This is a genomic window from Leucobacter sp. MMO-125, from assembly GCF_037148395.1.
Taxonomy (GTDB): Bacteria; Actinomycetota; Actinomycetes; order Actinomycetales; family Microbacteriaceae; genus Leucobacter.
In genome coordinates, this window is record NZ_JBBCTL010000002.1 from 352,628 (window position 1) to 374,463 (window position 21,836).

Here is a 21,836-nt window from a genome sequence, read left to right on the forward strand (position 1 = left end):
ACCAGCCTAGCCACAACCACCCTCGGCCCAATAACCGGCGAGGCCGATTCAGAGCACCCCCTAGGGAAGCAAAGCAGCGAGCGCCGCGATATGCGGGGTGTCCGTGCCGCAGCAGCCGCCGAAGACGCTCGCGTTCGGCGCGAGTTCGCGCAGGCCGGCCTCGAGCGCGGCGAACGACTCGGGGCCGTCACCGGGGCCGTCGTCGCCGACGTGCGCCGCGTTCAGACGGAAGCCGATGAGGCGCTCCAGCTCCGGGCTCGCACCGCAGGCGGCCAGGCCCTCTGCCACGGCGGAGGGGTGCGCGCAGTTCACTAGAAAACCAATCGCGGCGGATCCCGTCGCGCCGTCAACCGCGCCGATGGCGGCGGCGAGCGTGCTGCCATCGGCGAGCAGCCCGTCCTCGCCCACCACGAACGACACCGCCACAGGCATCCGGGCGGCCTGCGCAGCACGCACCACGCCGATGCCCTCGGCCGCGTCGAGCGTGGTTACCGCGGTGATCCGATCCGCTCCGGCCTCGGCGAGTGCGTTCACCTGAGGCGCGTGATACGCCTCGGCCTCGGCCTCGGTCATGCGCCGCCCCTCGATGTAGTGGTCGTCGAAGCGCGGGCCGACACAGCCGTTCACCACCACCTCGATCGACTCGTCGCCCTCGTCCTCGTCGAGTTCGCGCAGCAGCGCTACGGCGTCGGCGTTCAGGGCGTCGAGGGCCCGCTGTTCGTAGCCCAGGCGCTCACCCCAGTCGGTGTTGGCGCGCCAGGTGGGGGTGTCAAGCACGAGCGGGCGCCCGTGTTCGATCGCGAGCCGCAGAAACGGGCGGTAGTACTCGCGGAGCGCTTCGCGCCCCTCCACAGTGTCGAGCAGCGTGAATGCCGCGAACTCGGGCAGTCGTTGCCCCAGTCTGTCAGTCAGTGCCGTCTCGATCCCGCCGTCGGCCAGGCCGAGCTGCATTGCTCCGCTCGTCGTGGTGGTGCTCGTCATGCTGGTACTCCTCACGGGGCCGTTCCGAACGACCCTCTCCGGTAGTCTCGGCTCCAGTCTGGCATAAGCTCACCGCGGTTTAGTGCTCGCTACAGCAGTCGGCGGATCGCCTCCCGGCGGGCGTCGAAGCCGCGCACCCGCTCCAGGTGGCGATCCATTACACCCGAATCCCGCAGCGCGAGCGTGCCGGGGTCGCCACGCTCGATACCGGCACGCCAGCGCTGCGCGATGAGCTCCATGCGCGCATCGACAGCGTCGAGCAGCTCGCCTGGCGCGATCCCGCCATAGGCTTCTGCGGCGAGCGCAACCCTGCGTGCCGCTTCGGCGACGGGGATTTCGCGCAGCAGCGGCACCCCTGACCAGCAGAGAAAGGCGAGGTCGTCGATGGGGCGACCTGGGCCGGCGCGATCCCAGTCGATCATGCCCGCGAAGGTATCGCCCGCAACCACCCAGTTGTAGAGGCCGGGATCGTTGTGGCAGATCAGCTCGTCGGGGCGCAGATCTTGCCTGCCTTGCCGCCACTCCAGCGGGCCCGGGCGAAAGTCGCTCACAGCGTCGTGGAAGCGTCGCAACCAGGCGGCGGCCCCGGTGAGCGCCTGCTCGCCTGGCTGCTCGGTTTCGGGGTTGAGGGTCTCCCCCGGCAGGTAGTCAAGCACTTCGAGCCCGTCGGCGTCGAAGCCGTGCACCTGGGGCACGCCGTCGAGGTCGCGTGCGTGCAGGTGTGCGATCAGGGCGTGCACGGCAGGGGTCCAAGGGCCCGTGGGACGGTGCACACGGATCTCGCCGCTGGGCGTGCTCCGACGCCAGACGCCACCGGATCCGCCGGGAAGATGTTCGTTTTCCACGCCCCGACTCTACTGCCGCAGACCACGCAGTTCGATTGGTGCCGTGTGCAACGGCGGTTCTCCGTGCACCTGCACGTGCAGGCGCTGCATGCGGGTGTCGAGTTCGGCTGCGGTGTCGGCGGCGTGTTTGAGCTCTGCAAGCAGGGCGTCGGGCACGCGGCGAGCGTACTTGTAGTAGATCTTGTGCTCGAGGCTCGCCCAGAAATCCATGGCGACGGTGCGGAACTGCACTTCGACGGGAACGTCCACCCTGCCCGTCGAGAGGTAAACAGGCACTGAGATAATCGCGTGCAGGCTCTTATAGCCGTTGGGCTTGGGGTGCTTGATGAAGTCTTCAACTTCGAGCACGGTGATGTCGTCCTGCTGGGTGAGCAGGTCGAAGAGCCGATATACGTCGCGGATGAAGGCGCAGGTGACGCGCACGCCGGCGATGTCGTGGATTTCGCGACGGATCTCGTCGAAGTCGCTGCCGAGGCCGCGGCGCTGCAGTTTGTCGACGAGGCTGTCGACAGACTTCACCCGGCTCGAGACGTGCTCGATGGGGTTGTACTCGTGCATGTGCAGGAATTCCTCGCGCAGGATCGCGAGCTTGGTCTCGACCTCCTGCATGGCGAAGCGGTATTCGAGGAGGAAGCGCTGCATCTGATCGCCGAGGGCTCGCAGTGCGCTGGCGGAGATGGTGATCTCGTCGTCGGAGCCGTCCGATCCTGTCTCGAAACTGTCGACTGCGGCTGTGCTCATGTCGCCAGCGTAGTCGCCTCCGTTCGGATGGGGCTGAGATTGCGTCGGCGGGCCTTCCTCACCGGCGCGACCCTGCCTCGCTGATCGGGCAACACGACACCGGCGCCGTCGGTCTGGGATCTGCCCAACATATGTCGTTTCCTGCGGGATCGGGCATATCTTCGGCAGATCCCATATCGACAGCCGCGGCCGGGTCGCCTCAGCCGCCCAAGAAGGTGCGCAGCGCCGTGACGACCTCGTCGGGCTTCTCCGAGTGCACCCAGTGGCCGGCGCCGCGCACCGTCATTCTGACCGTGCGCGGGAAGAGCGCGCGCATCGCCGGCGCATCCTCGTCGGAGACGTAGCTGGAGCGCTCCCCCGCGATCCACAGCACAGGCCCGGTGAATGTCAGCCCCGGCAGCTCGGGGAAGCCCATCACTGCCGGAAGCTGCTCGCGCAGCAGCCGCAGGTTCGGCTCCCACTCGAAACCGTGCTCTCCGCGGCGTAGGTTCTGCAGCAGGAAACCGCGCACGCCGCTCTCGGGAATCGCAGCCTTGAGGGCCTCATCCGCGTCCGAGCGCCGCGTCACCGATCCGAGGTCGAGGCCGGCGAGGGCGTCGAGCAGGTGACGAAACTCGCCGCGCGAGGATCCTGAGGCGACCGGCGAGATGTCGATCACCACGAGTCGGCGCACCAACTCGGGGTGGCGCAGCGCGAGCACCATCGCCACTTTGCCGCCCATCGAGTGCCCCACGACATCGACCTGCCCGTCGGCGGCGAACCCTGCACGCAGGTGCTCGGCGACAAGATCGGCGATCTCGACGTAGTCGAAGGCCTCGGTCCAGGCCGAGCGGCCGTGGTTGGGCAGGTCGACGAGCAGGCTCTGCGCCTCCGGTTCGAGCCCCGTCGCGATGCGCATGAGGTTCTTGCCACGACCGAAGAGGCCGTGCAGGAACACCACGCGGCGCGGCGCGGCCTCACCCACCACGACGGAGTGCACGAAGGGGCTGGTCTGGTCGATCACCCCTCCACGCTACCGCTCAGGCGGCGTCGCAGGAGAACGACCACATCACGCCGTAACGGTCGAACACCTGCCCGTACCAATCGCCCCAGGGAGCCTGCTCGAACGGCATGCCCACGGTGCCGCCGCCGTCGAGGAACTTCTGGATGAAGGCACGCGCCTCATCGGGGGTGTCGGTGGTGTAGAGCATCGAGTAGGCGGATCCGCGCACGGGATAGTCGGTGCCGTCGTCCATGGAGTCACCGCCGGCGATCACTCCGGCACCATCGGGCAGCACGAGCGTCGAGTGGGCGACCGACTTGGGATCGGGCGTGAACGGCATCCCCTCCATCGGGGGCATGTCACCGTACCTCATGATCTGCAGCTCACCGCCGAAGATCTCGTGCCAGTGCTGCATCGCCTCACCTGTGGTGCCGGGCAGTGCGATGTACGTTGCGAGGGTGTGCGGCATGGTCTGCTCCTTTGCGCGGGGTGACGATCACCCCAGTATGCGCCTACCTGGCGCGACGCAAAAGCCCCTGGCAGCTATGCCCCGTCGTGCTCGGCGCGAAAGACGTGCACGAGGGCGTTCGCGTGCCCGTGGCCCATGCCCTGCTCTTTCAGAAACGCGACCTGCTCCATGTGCTTTTCGCCCGCATGGGGTCGCAGCAGAGCGATCCACTCGTCGATCGATCGACCGTACTTCGCTTCGATCGACGGAAAGTACGACTTCGGTCCCTGTGTTGGCTCCGCCATCTGGTGCTCCTTCTCTTGTGGCTCCACACTAGGAGGATGCAGCACGACACGCTAGACACCGCGAGATCCGCCGTCGCCGACTTCAGCGCCTCAGCAGAGTGGGTGAGCACCGTCGTAGCGGGCATCGTCGCACCCGACTGGGCCGCTCCGGGCCTGGGCACCTGGGATCTGCGCGCCCTCGTGGGGCACACGAGTCGCGCGCTCCTCACCGTTGAGCAGTACCTCGACAGGCCGGCGCAGCGGGCGGAGATCACCAGCCCGGCCGATTACTTCAGGCGCGCCGGTATCGCGACTGGTGCAGATCCGAACCAGGTGCACGCGCGCGGCGTGGCCGCGGGCGACGCGCTCGGCGATGATCCAGTCGCGGCATTCTCGCGGATCGCGGATCGGGTGACCGGCCTGGTGCGCGAGGCCGGAAACCCCGTGATCACCTGCATCGTTGGCGGGATCCGCCTCAGCGACTACCTCCCCACGCGCACCTTTGAGCTGGTGGTGCACGGGATGGATATCGCAACGGCAACGGGGGTGCACTCCGGCCCTCCCACCCGTGTGCTGGAGCGCACGGTCGCGCTTGCCGCTGAACTCGCCGTGGCAGCCGGCGACGGGCCGCAGCTGCTTGCTGCCCTCACGGGACGGGGCACCCTTTCCCCCGGATTCTCAGTGCTCGGCTAGCGAGGTCAGCCCTCTGACATGCCGTCCACGATGATGTGCAGATTCGACTCGCTCAGGGCCAGCACGTGCTCTCCCGGCAACAGCGTGTCGAGACTGTCGAGGAACTCGCGGATCTCGCGATTGTCTTCCGCGTCGGCGACCTCGATCACCACCCCACCGGCATCGGAGTTGACGGGGATGTAGGCGTACACGTAGCCGCCCTGCTCCTCCATCCGCACATTGCTGGTGTATTCAACACCACCGAGCGTCACAGGCTCCGCACCAGACTTCGGCCAGTTCGTCCACAGCAGCGCAGCGACCACCACTGCCGCGAGCACCGCTGCAGCGGCGATCCACACCGCCCTGCGCCTGGGTCGGGAAGACCGTCTCGGCCGGAGGGACCGCCGAGTGCGCGGCCCCTCCGCCTCCGACTGCGTAGAGCTGGGCTGATCCGGCTGCTCCTTCACCGCGTTCCCCTCCATCAGGCTGCCTCGCTTCCGCGCTTGCTTCGCTGACGCCGCACACCAATGAGCACCACGAGCCCGCCGAGCGCAAGCACCAGCGCGCCGAAAGCAAGGATCGACTGGGCACCCGTCAGCGCCAGAGCCGGCTTCGGCACCGCCGCAAACGGGAACTCGAGCGTGAGGTCGTCGCGGCTGGCCGAAAGATCGACCTTGCCGTCCTCATCGAGTTCGGAGATCTGCGCGCTCGCGGAGACCACACGCCCCTCTTCCAGGCCGGCCACGAGACTGCCACGGCTCAGCCGGTAGCCCTGGGGCTCGCCGACAGTAGTGCGGTACTCCCTCGGCTGCAGGAAGGCGTCCGACTCCTCGTCATAGCTCGTCGGGTACACCTCGAACTCGTAGCGGCCGGCGTCGTCGGTGAGCTGGGTCGCATGCCCGCGGGCATCCTCCGCAACCCGCCACTCGCCGTCGATCCGCTCCCACAGCGTCACCAGCTGGCCGGGCAACGGGGGCTCGGAAGACCGCTGGCGGCCGTCCTCATCGGTGTCATCCCAAACCGTTCCGCCGATGAGTACCTCGTGATCGTAAACCTTCAGACCGACATCCATAGCGCGATCATCACGCACACTCGCAACATCGACCACACCGCCGTTCTGATCCGCAATCGCGAAGGAACGAGTGACGCCGGTGTAACGCGTGCCGAAATCAGGCTCAGCGGGGCTGATATCGCTGTCGATCGCCGGGTCATCGCCAACGTTCATCGGCGACCACACGTGGTACCCCTCACGCTCAACGGTGACGCGGTACTCGCGCGGTGCGAGGAATCCGGGCTCGTGCTCCTCATAGTGAGTCGGACTCACCTCGAAGGCGTACACCCCGTCGGCGCCCGTCTGCACGCTGCTGTTCCCGGCAAGATCCGCAATCTCCTGCCACTCGCCATCGATCAGCTCCCACAGCACCGCCGTGCGGCCCGCAACACCTGCTTCGCCGGCATCCTGCAGACCGTTGAGATCAGCATCGTCCCACACCCGGCCGCCGATGACCACCGAGGTGGGGTACACCGCGAAGCCCGCATCAGCGGTCAGCACATCATGCGCAGTCGCGAGATCGACGCCGTCAACGCCGAACTCGACCAGGCTGATCGGATCGGTCAGCACGTAGCTGAAGGGCTTGTCGATCGCAATGCCATCGACATCCGCGGCGCCCGCGTAGAAGAAGGCATTGCCGATCTCCACGAGACGCATATTCGCAGGAGCCTCGACGAGCACACGGTACTCCTCGGCCTCACGATAGTGCGGAGAAGCCTTGTCGAGATCCGCCACCTCAACCGCGAAGCGGTACTCGCCGTTGGCGTCCGTGACCGTTGACGACGATGTGCCAGCCCCCTGCGAGGCCTCCCAGAGGCCGGTGTCGCGGTTCAGCTTGAAGAGCTTCACGGTGAGCCCGCCGAGGCCCGGCTCACCGGCCGACTGCACACCGTCGCGATCACGGTCATCGAAGACGGTGTCGCCGATCACCCGAACCGAATCATGCACCACGACGCCGCCGTCGACAAGCTCGGTGCTCGCCGCCGTGTCGTAAAGCGCATAGCCGTTCGCGTCGGCCGCAACGAGCGTGACCTCCTCGGAAACCGCGGTGTGGCGGGGATCCTGCACAGCGTGGCTGTATCGAGGAGCACCCGCAAGCTCCAGGTTCACGAACTTCGACTCCGTCACCACGCCGTCGACGACCGTCGGCGAAAGCGTCTGCCGCGAGCTCAGATTGAACTCAACCGCGTACACGTACGGCGTCTGATAGCCGGGGCTTGCGGGGTCAGTGTCTGCAACCTTCGCGGTGAACTCGTAGGCACCGTCGGCGCCGGTGCGCGTGCGATCGACGGGCACCAACGCACCCGCGACCACCCGATTCAGCACCACGTCGACACCCTTGAGACCGGGTTCACCGGTATCCTGCACGCCGTCGCCGTCGCGATCATGCCAGATGCGATCGCCGATCGTCACCTCGGTCTCGAACTCGGTGAGGCCGAGATCGACGTGCTCAGCCGGCACCCCGGTGAAGGTATCGATCGGCAGCAGCTGACCCTGCTGCAGCTTTCCGAGGATACGCGTATCCGAGACCGCCGAGTTGGCGATGGTTCGCGCATCGTGCACGAAGTCGTTGTCGCGCGCCGGATCAGCACCGACATGCAGCTTCGTCACAGCCTGCCACAGCGGGATCTCGGAAACCCGCACCCGATACTCGTAGGGCACCCGCTGCACCGAATCAATGATGTGCAGCTTGTCGAAGGAATACGAGGAAACCGCGGTACTGCGGATCGGGCGATCCGTGCTCTGCGCCGCTGCCGGCTCGATCATGAACCCCTGCGCGTCCTGCTTGGCTTCCACCCAGGCGCCCTGGTGCAGCACCTCGAGCGTCGCCGTGTAGCGCTTCTCTGCCTTCGCGGCGTCGTTCTTCACGCCGTCCCCGTCGGTGTCGATGAACACCTCCCCAGACAGCGTCGAGCGCGCGTGCGCGACCAGGCCGAGATCGACGGTGTTGTCGTTGACGCCGTACATCACGCCCGTCGCCTCATCGAAGTCGCCGATGCTGACGAGGTGGTCGCCCACCTTCGCGTTGCGGTGCATCGTGCCATTCGGGAAGAAGTCCGAGTCGAACTCAGCGGCATCGGCCGCCGAACCCTGATGGGCGAGCGCGAAGGTGTAGCCGTCGACGAGCCGATCGACCACCACCTGGTACTTCGTCTCGACAGGCTCGCCAGCCTCAAAGATCGAGCTCGGCACCTTCGTGAAGTAGTAATAGCCGTCGGCGTTCGACACCGTGGACTGCGTGAAGCCGGTGCGGGTCCACTCCCCTCCGCTGGGACGCACGTACTGCTGCAGGGAGAGCGCCTGGCCCGCAATGCCCGGCTCGCCGTCATCCTGCACGCCATCACGGTTGAGATCGTCCCAAACCCGGTTGCCGATCACACCTGAGGTCGACTTCTCGTAGAAACCGATACTCACCGACTCGCGATCGGCGAAGCCCGAGGCGAAGAGCCCTTCGAGATCGAACCGCAGCGTGTTGGTCTTGACGACCTTCGTCCCCTTCTCGGTCAAGCCGTCGTTGTCGTTCGCTTCGGTGAAGGGGTCGATGTGATGCACGAACGGCGAAACCACCCACTCGGGGTTGAAGCCGTCGTTACGGTCGGTCACCTCGATGTAGTACTCGCGGTCGACAGGCAATACGTCAAAGGCGTACTTGCCCTGCGCGTCGGTCACAGCGACCATCGGCTTCCCGTAGGCGTCGACGGCGGTCTCACCGTTCATGCGCTTCAGGTACACGTGGTAGCCGGCGATGCCGGGCTCGGCCGGTCCCGCCTGGTAGCCATCGAGGGAGTCGATGCCTTCCTGGAACACCGTGCCGCCGACGCGCAGTGTCTCGGCGACGCCGAAATCGAAGCTCATGCGCTCGGCATCACTGGTGGAGCTGTCTACCCTGGCCGCCTCGCTGATCGTCCTCAGTGCTGAGTTGTCGACCGGAGCCGGCACATCGAGTGTCTTGCCCGGCGCGTAAACCTGCACGCCCGCGCGCTTGAACACCTCTGTCGTGGTGGCCGAGAACGAGTCGTAGGCCTTCGGGAACTCGAGCATCACCCGGTAGTCGCCCGGCTGAATGTTCGAGAAGGTGTAATAGCCGTGATTGCCGTTGTAGTCGGTCTCCGTGAGCGTTGTCAGCGGGCCCGCCGAGCGGATCGGCTGCAGGAAGACCTCGTCGAGCACCGACTTGCCCGTGGCCTCGTCGACGACCTCCCACTGGTTACCCACCTGATGAATGGGGTTGCCCAGCGCGTCGACGTTGTAGCCCTTCGGGGTCAGCAGGCTGACGCGAACACCGTTGATGCCCGGGTCGTCGATCTTGCCGTCAAAATTGAGATCCTTCGACGGTTTGAGCAGCGTGCGGCCGTTGCCGTCAACGAAGGGGTCGCCCTCGTCTTGGACGCCGTTGTAGTTCACGTCGTGCCACACGTAGTTGCCGAGGTAGACGTGATCCCGCTTCTCGGTAACGAAGGAGCCGGCAAGGTTCGATTCCTGCGGGATGAAGCGGCTCACGCGCTGCGTCGCCATGAAGGAGTTCCAGAGCGCCGCGTTCGGCTTGCGCTCGGCATCGTCGAACTGCTCGAGGTAGGCCGGGGCGTTGAGCGGAGCCTTCATCTGGTAGGTGAACTTGAGCTTGCTCTGACCGGGCAGCTGCTCGGTCGGGTTGTTGAAGAGCACGAGGAGGGTCTTGGCCCGCTTCAGCAGCTCGGGATCGGCCTTGAGCTCATCAAGCTTTACGAAGTGGCGGTCGCGCACCGTGGAGGCCGCACCCGGGGTGCCGAGGGAGTCGTAGAACGACTCGGTTACGGCATCGGCGTGCGGCACCATCGCGGCGTCGACGATCTTGCCGCCCTGCTTCGTGAAGGGACCGACGTAGACCGTGTACTCGTTGGGTTGGTACGTCTTCTTCTCGGCACCCTCGCGCTCCAACTTCATCCCGTCGCTGCGCAGCCACGCCGAATACTGCGAGCCTCGCTGCAGAGTTGCGTTGCCGATGGAGGTGTCGCCGGAGAATGGCAGCACGTCGTACAGGATCGGATAGGGGTAGGCCCGGTCTCCCGATTCCTTCGAGTTGTCAACGGACACCTCGAAGGAGAAGTCGCCGCCCTCGCGCACCGGGGTCATCTCCGGCGCCACGGTGCCTGCCCGGTTCAGATCGGAGTAGGCGATCTTGCGCTTACCGAAGTTGTCGTAGGTCTCGTACTGGAACAGGGTGCGCTCCGAGAACACGAGCCTGTCGTTCATCAGGCTGTTCTTGTTGAAGTCGGTGAAGTCGGTCGAGTAGCCCAAGCGGTTGCCCGAGTTCTGCTGCGAGTTCAGCGGGTAGAGCAGACCGGTGCTGTTGGTGACCACCGCACGCGATTTCAGGTCTTCTGCTTCGGCTCCCGGCGAGTAGGCGTCGACAGCCCCGATGAACTCGACCACGATCTTGTCACCGGGGTAGACATTGCCCTCGAACCAGATCGACACGACGTTGCGGTCGAAGCCAGGCCACGGTCCCGCGTAGAGATCGGTGTACTTCAAGTGCGAATCAGGGCTCGCCTCGCTGCCGTCTGCGCGCACCAACTTCCAGGTCCAGAGGTTCTTCTCCTTACCCGTCAGCGAGTAGCGCGAACGGTGCTCGTTGCTCAGCGGGTGCTCGGGAGTGATCTGGTCGGCGGGCACATAGGTGAACGCGCCTCCCGACTCCATCACCGTCGGCAACTGGAACGTCACGAAGGGGTCGACGAGGGTGTCTTCGGAGTAGGTGTTGTCCTCATCGCGCGACCACATGGTGTCGTCGGCGTTGATGAACTCGCCCGTGAACTTCAGGTGCGGCGACGATTTTGGCGCGATGGCCATGATGTCGGACCAGCCGAAACGCTCGGTCGCGGGGCGGGACGAATCGCTGCGGTAGTAGAGCGCGTCGTACTTCACATTGACGACGGGGCGCGACGGTGTGAGGTAGGAGCGGGTCTGGTTCTGGGCGAGCTTCGACACACTCGTGCTCACATAGTTGCCCCACGCCTGTGCGGTACCGAAGATGAACAGCGTCGATTTCGCCGTCGACGAAGCGCGCAGACCCACCCGCACGGCATTGTCGGTCACCGAGGCGGGGTACTGGGTGATGCTCTGGTTGGTGGGATCAGTGTCGAGCACCGACTGCTTGCCCGCGGCAACGGGGTCGGCGTCGATGTCGAGACGCAGGCCCTGCGGCACCAGGTAGCGTTCCGGCTGAAGCGCCTTCACCACCACGCGGAACTTCTTGATATCGGTGCGCTCAGCACTGGTGTTCAAGGTCAGCTTCTCATTGCTGAGAATCGAGCTGCCACCGGGGTTGAGCAGTTTCCAGTCGCCGCCCTCGTAGCCGTTCTCTGCGAGTTCATGAGACACGTAGACGTAGCTGCGGAAGGCATCATCGACGTCGGTGCCGTCGGCGGCGAGGTGATCCAGCGTCGCCTGTGGCAGCTCCCACGCACCCGAGGTCAGGTACATCGTTGTCGTCGTCAGCGGCAGTCCGCTGACGGAGACGGTGCTGTCGTTGGTCTTGTGCGTGGGAAGTATGTTCTCCACGACAAACTCCTTCAGACCCGAACCCGAGTTCTTCGCGTGGGTCACGAGGTACTCGACCGTGTCTGAGGAGTTGAAGTAGTTGTCGCCGGACATGCCGTTGGAGTAGGCGATGCGGGGGCGCGTCGTGTTCACACGCACCTCTGCGCGAGGCTTCATGATCTCAACCTGCGCCGCATCGGTAGCGTAGCGTCCGGCCATGTCGCCATTGCCGTCGATGTCGACGGCAGCGCCCGTATCGGAGGCGTAGCTGTGGTAGCCCATTGATGCCGCGGACTGCACGATGAAGTCTTCGGGTCGCTGCGTCGAGGAGCCGTCGGTCGGGATCAGGCTCGTGTCGTCGGTAATGAGCGACACGTATGAGTCGACGATGAGATCCGGGGTCTTCCAGGTGGGATCCTCGGACACTTCGTTGTCTTCGTAGCCGGCCACGAGCTGCACCTGGGTGAACAGCTTGAAGCTCTGGCCCGACTGCAATTCGCCGCGGGTGCCGCGCTCGTTCGCGGGAGGGGTCACTAGCCACTGGATGCGATTGCGGTGCTCGCCCACCTTCACCACGGCGGGAGTCACCCGTTCAACGGTGTAGCCCATCGCTTCGAAGGCAGCGCGGTCGTAGATGTCGTTGCCGATCTGCAGACGCACCTCCCCCGTCGCCTCAGCGAACTCGATGACGTGCTGCGTGACCACGAAGCGGGAGTTGTGCACATCGCCGGCGGTCTTGATCATCTCGTAGGGATTGACGTTCGGGTCGGGAGCGTTCGTCACCTGGGTCGTGTACCAGTACTTGCCTGCGGCGTCGACCTTGATACTCTCCGCCTCAGAAGCACCTGGATAGGCGACGACCTTGGTCACATTCGTGATGGAGGGCTTCCGCAGGTTCAGAAGGGTGCCGCCGTAGGCACCGAACTTGGCGTGCTTGTCGTTCGGCAGTTCGGGGCTGAAGGTGTCGCCTGGTTCCGTCCACGGGACATTACTGTTGAGCGAAATCGCAGTGGATCCCTGGTAGCTCTTCGTCGCAGCAATGAGGCGTTCCGTCACCTTCAGCACACCCATGTTGGTGTTCCAGGTGCTCGTCGTGTCTCGTCTGTTGCGATCGTTCGCGGTGATGGTCAGGCCGTTCGACGACTTTACATAGGGGTAGCCGGTGGCCTGGTCTCGCTCCGTGAGCGAGGTTGGGGAGCCTGTGGTGTACCTGCCCGAAACGACCGGGTTGAACACCGGGCGCTCGGTGTTTGCGAAGGTGAGCACCTCCTGGTACCGGCTGTCGTCCGTGTCGGGGCCAAAGGTCGGGGTGTCGATGGTCACCACGCGCGGCGAGATCACGAGCGACTGGCCGTAGGCCACGTCGGCTGCGCGATCCTGATTGACGGTGAAGTGCAGCACGAATCGCTTGCCGACAGTGCTCTCCACGATCTCCACGCGCACATCGAAGAACTCGGTGACGGGCTTTCGCAATGTTGATGAGCGGTAGCTGATGTCGTTCACAGTGGCCGTGAACATGACGTTTTGCTGCTCGTCGAGGTCGCGATAGTAGCGGCCATAGGAGCCGTCCTCGAGTACCGGTGCCACGCCGTAGGGCAGGGCGATGGTGACGGTCGGCTCGAACCATGAGCCGCGAGCGCCACCGATGGTCTGCGGCGCATACCGCCAGATGTCGTCATTGAGGTTGTCACCCGAGTAGTAGTTGTAACCACTGTTCACCCGGTTGTACTCTCCCAGCACCTCCAGCTGCTGGTTCTCCACGGTCGAGTGGAGCGTGAACTCCTCGTAGAGATCGACGCTGAAATCCTGAATCGTGGGATCGATGCCGCTGGCGTGCTGATCCTTCTCCGGCTTGCTCCATACGCGAAGCGTCGGCTTGCGCATCGCGATCTGGTCACCGGTGACGATGGCGGGCTTGCCACCCGAGGTCGTCGTGGTGCCTTGCGCGTTGATGCCGCGAATGTAGGCACCCCACGGCTCAACGGCAAAGTAAGAGGTGTAGCTACCGAAGTAGTACGCGAGATCGTTGACCTCGATGCCCTGTGACATGCCGTCATTGGGGTAGCGCCAGGTGTTGTTCTGGTTGATGCCGGCGCTGAAGCCCCCGTAGGTGGCGCCGTAGATCTCGAGGTACTCCTCCTCCTTGATCGAGGTGAGCGTGAACTGGTCGTGCCAGTACGAGACACCGGAAAGGCGTGTGGCGTCAGCGGCTGTGGCCGGCGGGCGCTCCTCGTACACGCGCACCCCGATCTCGACGCGCTGGTACTTGTCGTTGGTGCTTGAACTGGGCGCGTTGAACATGCCTGTGAGCGGCGTCGCGACCTTCACCTGCACCACATACGGCACACCGTCATCGAGCGTCGCGGCGGAATACGATCCGGCCTCCTGCGACTGTGCCGGTGCACGATATCCCTGGTCGTTCTCGGGGGTCTGGATCACCTCGAAGGTACTCGGAATCGAGTTCCCGTTTCCGTCGACCGCGGTGATGCCAATCGGGGTGGTGCCGTCCTCCTCGTATGGTGTGATGCCCAACGGGAGGATCTCGGTGTACTCAAGGCCGCTCTCGACAGCACGGTCGCCGAGGTTCGCGGCGTGGAGCCGCACCGTGAAACGCTCGTGGAGTTCCACGGCGTAGGTGTACGGGTCGTCGACGTAGGGAGTGTAGCCAAGCCGTTCGCGGTTGTACGAGTTGAGGGTGCCGTCGTGCTCGTAGAAGTTCGCGGGATCGGTGCCGTACGCTTTTCGTTTCACAGCAGGAACCATCTCGCTCGCGCCATACAGCCAGGCGCGGCTCAACTGCATGCCGTCTTGCGCCCACAGAATGCGCTCGTCAGCTTGCACCGCCCCGTCGTTGACGCGCCCCTTCGCGGCATATCGGAAGTTGTCTTCCAGATCGGCTGCCGCGAAGGTGAGGTAGAGGTCGTTCTTGTATGTGTCGTTGCCTGAGGCATACCCCTCACGCAGGTAGGCGGGGTGCGACTTCTGCTTGTTCGCGGTCTCGTCGTAGAAGGTGCTTTGCAGGTTCGAACCGGAGGAGTTGTTCGGGTGGCGGCGCTGCCCATTCGAGCCGGGCTGCCACGAGAAGGAGTTCGACAGGAACTCGAGTTCGGTCAGCTCTGCGGGGCGCTCGCCAGTGATACCGGCGTCGTGCAGCAGCGACGCCATATCCATGGAGGTGTTCATCGCGGAGTTCGCGACGGGCACGTTGCTCGCGTACCAGCCGAAGAGCGGCGCAAACACGGGGGTGCCATCGGCGTAGTCGGCTCGGGGCAGCGGGATGTCGGTGCGCACCCGCGAGGGGTAGATAATCTCGATCTGCTCGCCGCGGCCCAGGGTTTCGTCCTGGAACTCGTAGCTGAACACCTGGAAGTCGATCTGGTCGGCGGGGTTCGCGGTGGTGTTCAGCGGTTCGGCGTTCGAGAGCAATCCCCAGCCGTTGTTGTGTCCCGCTTTGTTGAAGGTCTGGGAGCCGGCGATGTCAAGCCCCTTGGCCGATCGCACGGTGACCTTCGGCGGGGTGAACGCCCGCGACTGGCCGGCTTCGGTGCGCACCACGATCTGCAGCGCACCGGCGTCGATCGCCGCCTGCACGTCGAGTTCGCCGCCGCTCACGTACTGCGAGAGCTCGGTTTGCAGGTACTGCGGCAGCTTGTCGTAGATGACGGGGCGCCGCAGCGGCGCCTTGCCGTACGGAGTGTCCGTAGCCGTTCCCTGCCTGGTCGTGTGGTTCTTCGCGGTCAGCTTGTAGAACACCGCGTCTCCCGCGACGTACTCGCTCTTGCCGATCTTCGAACCGACATAGCTGGCTTCCGCCTCAGCGGCGGTGCCGAAGGATTGGATGTTGAACTCGACACCGGGAATCGCCTTGTATACCCGCTGATTCGCCGAGGCGAGGTAGGTGTACGAGCCGACGGGCTGCCACTGGTCATCCTGGTGGGTGAGCGTGGTGCGCGCCTGTGAGGTGATGACATATGACTTCGTGGTCGCCGCTCCCGCGGTGCGCCAGTGGCCGATGCCGGGGATCGTGAAGGGCACTGCCTCGAAGACGGTGCCGGTGGCCGGGTTCATGGCTGGCACGGTGCCGTAGGAGACGCGCAGTTCGTTGATCGCAGCCATCGAGTGCACGGCAGAATCGAAGTCGGCCACGGGCACCCAGGCATTGCCGTGTTTGAAGAACACCTTTGGCTCCGCGACGCCAGTCTCGCTCGCGCCGAAGGTTCCGGTGAAGCCCACGGGGTACTGCGGCTTCGGAAACGCGGTGAGCTCGAATGCGCCGAGCGCACCTGCGTCGAGCGTGATGTTCAGATCGAGGTCGGTGTTGTTGTGCAGGATCTCGTTGCGGATGTTCTTGACGGTGAGCGTCATCGTCTCACCCGAGACGTTCTCCTGGTCGAATCGGCTCTCGATGACGAGCTGGTTCGGGTCGGAATAGCGGTAGAGGTGGTTCTGCACCTGACCCAGGGACTCCGCAAAGCTGTCGCCGTCGTAGTTCTTCGTGGTGGTGGTGCCGGTGATGCGGGTGCCGTTCACGCCGGTGCTGTCGTAGCTCATGAAGTGGTGCGTGTAGGCGGGGCGCGCGTAGGCATTCCACTGCGGGGTTTTCGCCTGCGTGGCGCCGAGCCCGGGCCCGAAGTCGTTCACCGCGGTGAACTCCACGTAGAAGAACACCGATTCGCGATCGTTGAGGGTGACGTCGAACGACACGTCGGCGCGCTTGGTGTTGGGCGTGGAGATCGTCACAGCACCCGGGGCCACCTCTACTGCGGCGTTGGGGCTTTCCAGGAGGCGGGCCGCGCGGTTGGGGTCGCCTCGCATGAAGTCGGAGCTCGCCTGCACATCCGAGATCTTGAGCCCTGCGGGTGCTTCGATGTGCGCGATGGGACGGAAGACGGGAAGCGCGCCCGGCGCATCATCGCCTGCGGCCGTTGTTCCGACGTTCCGCAGCTCGTAGAGCACTTTCGTGGTGTCGCCGACTGCCATATTGCGGTAGTCGATCTGCGCGCCCGTGTCGGCGTCGTAGAAGAGTGCGGGATCCGCTGCTCGTTCGAAGTTCTGCTGCAAATGCACAGCGTGCGTTTCCATGCTCGCGACGCGGGTGAAGAGGCGCGGTGCCGCCTGCCCCGACGCGCTCGAGAGCGTGTATGTGGGCTTGTCGCTGTTGTTCGAGCCGCCCGCTGAGACGGAGATCGTGTTGTACGAGGTCACCACGGCGTTCGTGTTGAACGTGGTGTGGTACATGAGAGTTTCGGTGGCACCCTTGGTGCGGTCGGTAGCGAACGATGGCTTCGACTGCCAGCTCGCGCCGCCGGTCTCCTCGTCAACCCAGACGCCGGCGAGGAAGACATCGCCGCCCTCTCGCATCTTCGTGGGCAGCGGATCAGCGGAGGCCGCCCGGGTGATCGATCCCCACAGCCCTACTGATGCGTCCCTCGGCACGAACTTCACCGCGATGTTGTCGAGGTGCTGCTTGCGCAGCGTGGCGGTGCCGCCGAGCACCACGGGCACATCTTGTGTGGTGAGCGTGCCGTCGTCGAACAGCGGTTGCAGTTTGAAGACGTGGAATCCGTCGCCCCGGTCAGTGAAGTCAGCCAGGTCGAGAGTGACGTGCTTCGTGCCCTGCGAAACCACCACCGACTGCACAGACCAGTCCCCCGCGAAGATGTCGGAGGGGATCTCGATGGCGCGCGTGCGGAACGCGGCATCGGGGCGCACGTTGATGACGGCGTCCTTGATGTCGGCTTCAGAGCTGTTCTCGATGCCGACAGCAACCCGCGTGGTGTTGGGGTCGACACCGTTGGCTGCGTAGTCGTAGACCTTGGTGGCACCGTCGTTGAACACCATGCTGAGCTTTGCGCCGAGCTTCGGAGTGTAGCCGGTGAGGGTTGCGCTCGTGGTGCTCATGAGGGTCTTCGTGCCCGTATCGCCGGGCACGCGGTACAACTTGGTGGTGCCGCGCAGCGCCTTGTTGCCGTTCACGACGCCGCCGACGCGCACATCGACCTCGGCGAGCGATGCACCCAGGGTGTCAGGGGTGGCGCCCGCGATTTCCGCGGTGCGCTCGCCGAATCCTGCCACCTTCGAGAAGATCGCCTCGAAGCGTTTCGGGTGGCCGCCTTCTGCGCCGAAGGAGACCGTGAAGGTGCCGTCTCCGTCGTCGTGGATCCCGCGCGGCTGGGTGTTGTCGTAGTCGAAGCGCGCTGCCGCAGACAGCGGTGCGTCTAAGCGGATCTCGACAGCGTTGCCCTGCGCGTCGAATGCGCGCACCCCTGTCAGGTACTGAAGCGTCGTTGAGGCGGCAACGGTGAAGTACTTCGCTTCGAGGTTGTAGACGGGGTCTTCTTTCGGGTTCGCCGGATAGGTGAACTCGTAGATCATCTCGTCGTGGAAGGAGGCCGGATCATAGCTGCAGAGCCATTCGTCGGCTTCGGTAGCGGCAGGAACGTGCACATCGGGACCGTGCCCGAGGCAGTAGGACCTGCTGGGCTGATACGTGTTCACATTGCGGATGCTCGCGAGATACTCGCCGATCCGCCCCATCGGAATCACTTTGTCAGGCAGCGAGGTGTTGTCGTTGGCACCCGTGCTCGTCTCGGCCATGGGGTACGCGACAAGGGAGTTCACTGAGTGCGTGGCTGTGCGGGTGAGCACTGTTTTCAGGCCCATACGGTCGGTGGAGGTGAGCACCGTGGGCTTCTTGCCCGTGACTGAGGAGGAGTGGAAACGACCCATGTACTCGACGACATCGTTGTTGACGCCTGCCATCTGCGGCGCGGCGCTGTTGCTTTCGCGTGTGAACTGCAGATTCACTTCTACTCGCGACACCGGGGCCTCGGGTCGCACGTCTGCGTCCCAGGCTTCCTTGTAGTAGGGGTGCTCCGCAACACCCTGCCACTGTCCGTAGCTCGCGAAGAGCTGGTCGTCGGCCATGTCGGGGCGCGCGGTGTTGATTCGCCAGAATCGTGACCCCTCCTGGCTGTTTTCCACCCACGCGCTGCCGGGAACCGTCTTCCAGAGCTGTTCCTTTCCACCCACCATTCGGTAGATCTTCACGGTGTCGATGTAGGGGCGCATCTCATCGCGGATCTTGAGGTAGTACAGGTCGAAGTGCTCGAAGGGCATGTTGACGTCGAGGCTGACGCGCTGGTTGTTGTTGTCGTAGGTGGCGGTGGGCCTGGTGATCGTCGAGGTGAATCCGCCCAGCGACTTGTACCCCTGATCGAGCGTGTAGTCGTGGATCACGCAGGTGTAGCTGTCGCAGCTCCAGGGGCGGTAGATCTCCATCGAATAGGTATTGCCGGCGCCGAGCCCGCGGGTGACCTGGTTGACGCCCTCGATCTGCACCCCGGTCTTGGTTTCGCGCACCGTGATCTGGTTGTTCTTCGTGGCGGTCTTCTCAACGGAGTAGGGAGGTTCCTGCGTGCCGGTGAACGTGGCGCGAACTGTCTGCGAGGAGCCCATCTCGATGTCGGCGTCGTAGTCGACGATGGCGATGGTTTGCAGCCCCTTCAGGCTGAGATTCTTTCCCGAGATGATGATCTTGGCGATGTTGCTGAGCGTCACCTCGCCCGAGGCGACCTCGGCCTGGGTGAAGGACTGCTTGGTGCCGGCAGCATCCACGAAGATGATGCGAACATCGGAGGCATTGTCGAGGTAGGCACTCTGCAGTGCGATTTTCGAGAAGACGAGTGAGCCTGTCTTCGTCGCCTTCAGCATGTCGATGACGTACTCCGAGGAAGGAGAGTTCACTCCCAGCGTGTCGAGCTTGTACTCGACCCCGAAGCGAGACTCGTAGCCCACGTGGGTGGTGTTCTGAGTTTTGCTCGCACCGTACACGCCCACCACGTCAACAGCCGGGATGAGCTCGTTCGGCAGCTGAATATCGATTGTGCCGGTGGCCTGTCGTTTCGTGTTCTTGTCGTAGGGCTTCGGCTGGTAGGTGCGGATCTCGGCCGTCACGAGGTGCTGCTTGTCGAGCTTCTCACCGACCCGTGCCTCGACTGACGCGAAGTTCACCGCCCCGTTCGAACCGAGCTTGTCGGTCTCGATGAGCACCTTCGCCACTCCTGCCGGCAGAGCGACGCGCAAATCTCCGCTTCCGGTGTACTGGCTCAGATCGAGCACCCCGGTTTTGCCGTCGAGGGTTTCGTAGCTGGCCCTGACGTTCTCTGCCTGGGCGAAGAGCGCCTCCTTGAGGATCAGTTCGGCGTCTTTGAGTCGTTCCGCTCCGCTGTTGAGCACCAGCGTGGTGGTGGAGTTCGCTGCGACAGTGTCGTTCACGCCAAACAGGAAATCGATCGTGCTCTTCGCGTTCCAAGGCACCGTCGCACGGGGCCCCTTTCCGTCGATGCTGATCTGAATGCTGGGCACTACCTCTTTCGGGTAGATCACGTTGAAGCTCACGTCGCGCTTCGCCGTGTGCTCGACCTCGGTGTAGGTGGTGTTCTCGCCGAAGTCGTCGTTGCTCGCGATCTTCTCGATGTAGACGACGGTGGCCTCTGAGTTCATAGGGCCGACGCGATACGGCTCACCGAAGATTTTGATGGTGACGGGCAGGCTGGCGCCCGGGTTCACGCGGCCGGTGAGGCTGAACGACAGTTTGCGGTCCCAGTCGAGGCTGTTCAGCTCGGACAGGTCGAAGGTGAGGGTGACGATGCCGGTGTCGGCCTCGTCGCGCAGTGTCGGCTGCAGGGTCTTGGTGACCTTCTCGCCGGTCTTCTTGTCGGTGTAGGAGTAGACGATTTTGGCGTTCTCGAAGCGTTTCTCGGCCTTGTCAAACTCGTAGCTGACCCTGTCGATGGCGAAGTCGGGGTCGACGCCGTAGGTGATCCGCGGATCGAACACCGGGGCGTTCGAAGCGCTCTTGAGATCCGCGATCTCGTTGTAGGTCTCGTATCCGTACACGACGTCGTTCTGCTTCGTCGTGTGCGAGAAGGTGAAGTCGTAGCTGGGCGCGACGATCTCTCGCTCGACAAGCCGAGTCTTTGCCCAGTTTGCGGTCTTCGCGAACAGCACGTTCGTGATGGCGGTGACCTTGAACTTCGTGGGCGGGCTCGGGAAGCCCTGCCGGCTCAGCGGCAGCGAGATGAGGTACTTCCGCGCGCTGGGCCCCTGTGCCCCGTCGGGGGTGATCGGCTGCTTGTTCGCGCCGTGCTCGCGGTCGATGGAGATCATGCCCGTGCCCGAGTAGGTGTAGGGGATCTCTTCGGTGAGCTCACTCTCGCCATCCCAGTCGGTGACATCGTAGATGAGGATGCCGCCCTCGCCCGGCACACCGATGAACTGCCCCGAGGTGTAGTTGCGGTCGGGGTTGGGCGTCGGCGCTCCACCCTCGTTGTGCACCCACCTGTTGATATCGAAGGGGATGATGCCGTTGACACTGCTGGCGGTGGAGTCAATGTCGAAGGTGACCGAATAGCCGTCGATGTTCGCGGCGGGATTGGTCGAGGTGTTCGAAAGCGAGTACATGTACTCGATGTACTGGTAGCGATCCCAGATCGGCACCAGGTCGGGTCCGCCGCCGGGCACATACGACTCGATGGCGGTCTCCCACTTCAGGTCAGAGGAGATCACCGACACCCGCGACTCGTCGTCGAGATCGTGCGGGGTGCTCCACGACGAGCCCTCGACACGGTTGAACATGTCGTAGGAGACTGATCCGTTCACCTCGAAGGTCGTGCCCTCCGGCACGCCTCCGTAAGGGCCTTCGGTGCCGTCGTTGTAGGTGGTGAGGAAGATATCGAAGGCGGGGTTCGTGCCGGCACCGAGGTCGCCGTCGTACTCCATGATAAGGGTACCGCCGCGCATCGTCGTGTCAGAGATGACGTTCCAGCCACCACCGGCGCTCACGCGGCCCTGCACGCCGAGCTTGCTGGGCTCGCGATCCCGAGGCAGCACCCGGTACTCGCCGGTGGCCTCGTCGTATTCGAGCGACGGCAGGTGGATCATCACCCGGACGCCGCTGGCAGCGCCCGATGCCCATCCAGGCACGAGGCGGTAGTTCAGTCGCGTCTCCGTACCCGTCGAGAGCACGCTGGCCTTCGGGTTGAGATACCCCGGCTCGCCGGCACTCACGGTGCCGTTGAGCGTAATGCTGGGCAGTTCGTCGGCGACGGCAGCGGGGATCGAACTGGCCCCACCCAGCACATCCGTGAACGCCAACAGCACAGCGAGTACGCCGGTCACAGCCACTGAGAAGAGCTTCTTCAATGTATCCCCCAGCTGCGCGCGCGCAGCCTTCCCCTTTGTTCGGCCGCGCCAGCAGGCGCTCCCGAAACCCCGATCAGCGCCGCCATGCCCGGGACGCCTAGGAAAT

The 21,836-nt window shown here is 64.4% G+C and carries 9 protein-coding genes; 1 reads left to right on the plus strand and 8 read right to left on the minus strand.

Features of this window, described 5'->3' with window-relative positions:
* Window positions 1–60: 60 nt before the first annotated feature.
* From WFI54_RS06330 to WFI54_RS06355, 6 genes are all read right to left on the minus strand, one after another.
* Window positions 61–981: a homocysteine S-methyltransferase family protein gene (locus WFI54_RS06330; protein ID WP_336651948.1), complete on the minus strand. Its 921-nt coding sequence runs from the start codon at window positions 979–981 to the stop codon at window positions 61–63.
* An 89-nt stretch (window positions 982–1,070) separates the two neighbouring features.
* The gene (locus WFI54_RS06335) at window positions 1,071–1,826 is read right to left on the minus strand and encodes a phosphotransferase (protein WP_336651949.1); all 756 of its coding nucleotides are present in this window, start codon (window positions 1,824–1,826) and stop codon (window positions 1,071–1,073) included.
* Window positions 1,827–1,835: 9 nt separating this feature from the next.
* The gene (locus WFI54_RS06340; RefSeq protein ID WP_336651950.1) at window positions 1,836–2,567 is read right to left on the minus strand and encodes a GTP pyrophosphokinase; all 732 of its coding nucleotides are present in this window, start codon (window positions 2,565–2,567) and stop codon (window positions 1,836–1,838) included.
* Window positions 2,568–2,766: 199 nt separating this feature from the next.
* The gene (locus tag WFI54_RS06345) at window positions 2,767–3,567 is read right to left on the minus strand and encodes an alpha/beta fold hydrolase (protein ID WP_336652200.1); all 801 of its coding nucleotides are present in this window, start codon (window positions 3,565–3,567) and stop codon (window positions 2,767–2,769) included.
* 19 nt (window positions 3,568–3,586) lie between these two features.
* The gene (locus WFI54_RS06350) at window positions 3,587–4,018 is read right to left on the minus strand and encodes a VOC family protein (protein WP_336651951.1); all 432 of its coding nucleotides are present in this window, start codon (window positions 4,016–4,018) and stop codon (window positions 3,587–3,589) included.
* A 74-nt stretch (window positions 4,019–4,092) separates the two neighbouring features.
* Window positions 4,093–4,302: a DUF4287 domain-containing protein gene (locus tag WFI54_RS06355; RefSeq protein WP_336651952.1), complete on the minus strand. Its 210-nt coding sequence runs from the start codon at window positions 4,300–4,302 to the stop codon at window positions 4,093–4,095.
* A 36-nt stretch (window positions 4,303–4,338) separates the two neighbouring features.
* On the opposite strand from WFI54_RS06355, the gene WFI54_RS06360 reads away from it, so the two are divergent.
* Window positions 4,339–4,974 (plus strand): maleylpyruvate isomerase N-terminal domain-containing protein, encoded by a 636-nt coding sequence (locus WFI54_RS06360; protein WP_336651953.1) that lies wholly within the window; start codon window positions 4,339–4,341, stop codon window positions 4,972–4,974.
* Window positions 4,975–4,979: 5 nt separating this feature from the next.
* Here WFI54_RS06360 and WFI54_RS06365 read toward each other — a convergent pair whose 3' ends face one another.
* On the minus strand, window positions 4,980–5,312 hold the full coding sequence (locus tag WFI54_RS06365; RefSeq protein WP_336651954.1) for a hypothetical protein: 333 nt from the start codon (window positions 5,310–5,312) through the stop codon (window positions 4,980–4,982).
* A gap of 122 nt (window positions 5,313–5,434) precedes the next feature.
* The gene (locus WFI54_RS06370) at window positions 5,435–21,730 is read right to left on the minus strand and encodes an SdrD B-like domain-containing protein (RefSeq protein WP_336651955.1); all 16,296 of its coding nucleotides are present in this window, start codon (window positions 21,728–21,730) and stop codon (window positions 5,435–5,437) included.
* Between the last annotated feature and the right edge of the window lie 106 nt (window positions 21,731–21,836).

Coding starts and splice junctions, on each gene's coding strand:
- WFI54_RS06340 (WP_336651950.1), bottom strand. CDS start 2,567: ATGAGCACAGCCGCAGTCGACAGTTTCGAGACAGGATCGGACGGCTCC.
- WFI54_RS06350 (WP_336651951.1), bottom strand. CDS start 4,018: ATGCCGCACACCCTCGCAACGTACATCGCACTGCCCGGCACCACAGGT.
- WFI54_RS06355 (WP_336651952.1), bottom strand. CDS start 4,302: ATGGCGGAGCCAACACAGGGACCGAAGTCGTACTTTCCGTCGATCGAA.
- WFI54_RS06360 (WP_336651953.1), top strand. CDS start 4,339: ATGCAGCACGACACGCTAGACACCGCGAGATCCGCCGTCGCCGACTTC.
- WFI54_RS06330 (WP_336651948.1), bottom strand. CDS start 981: ATGACGAGCACCACCACGACGAGCGGAGCAATGCAGCTCGGCCTGGCC.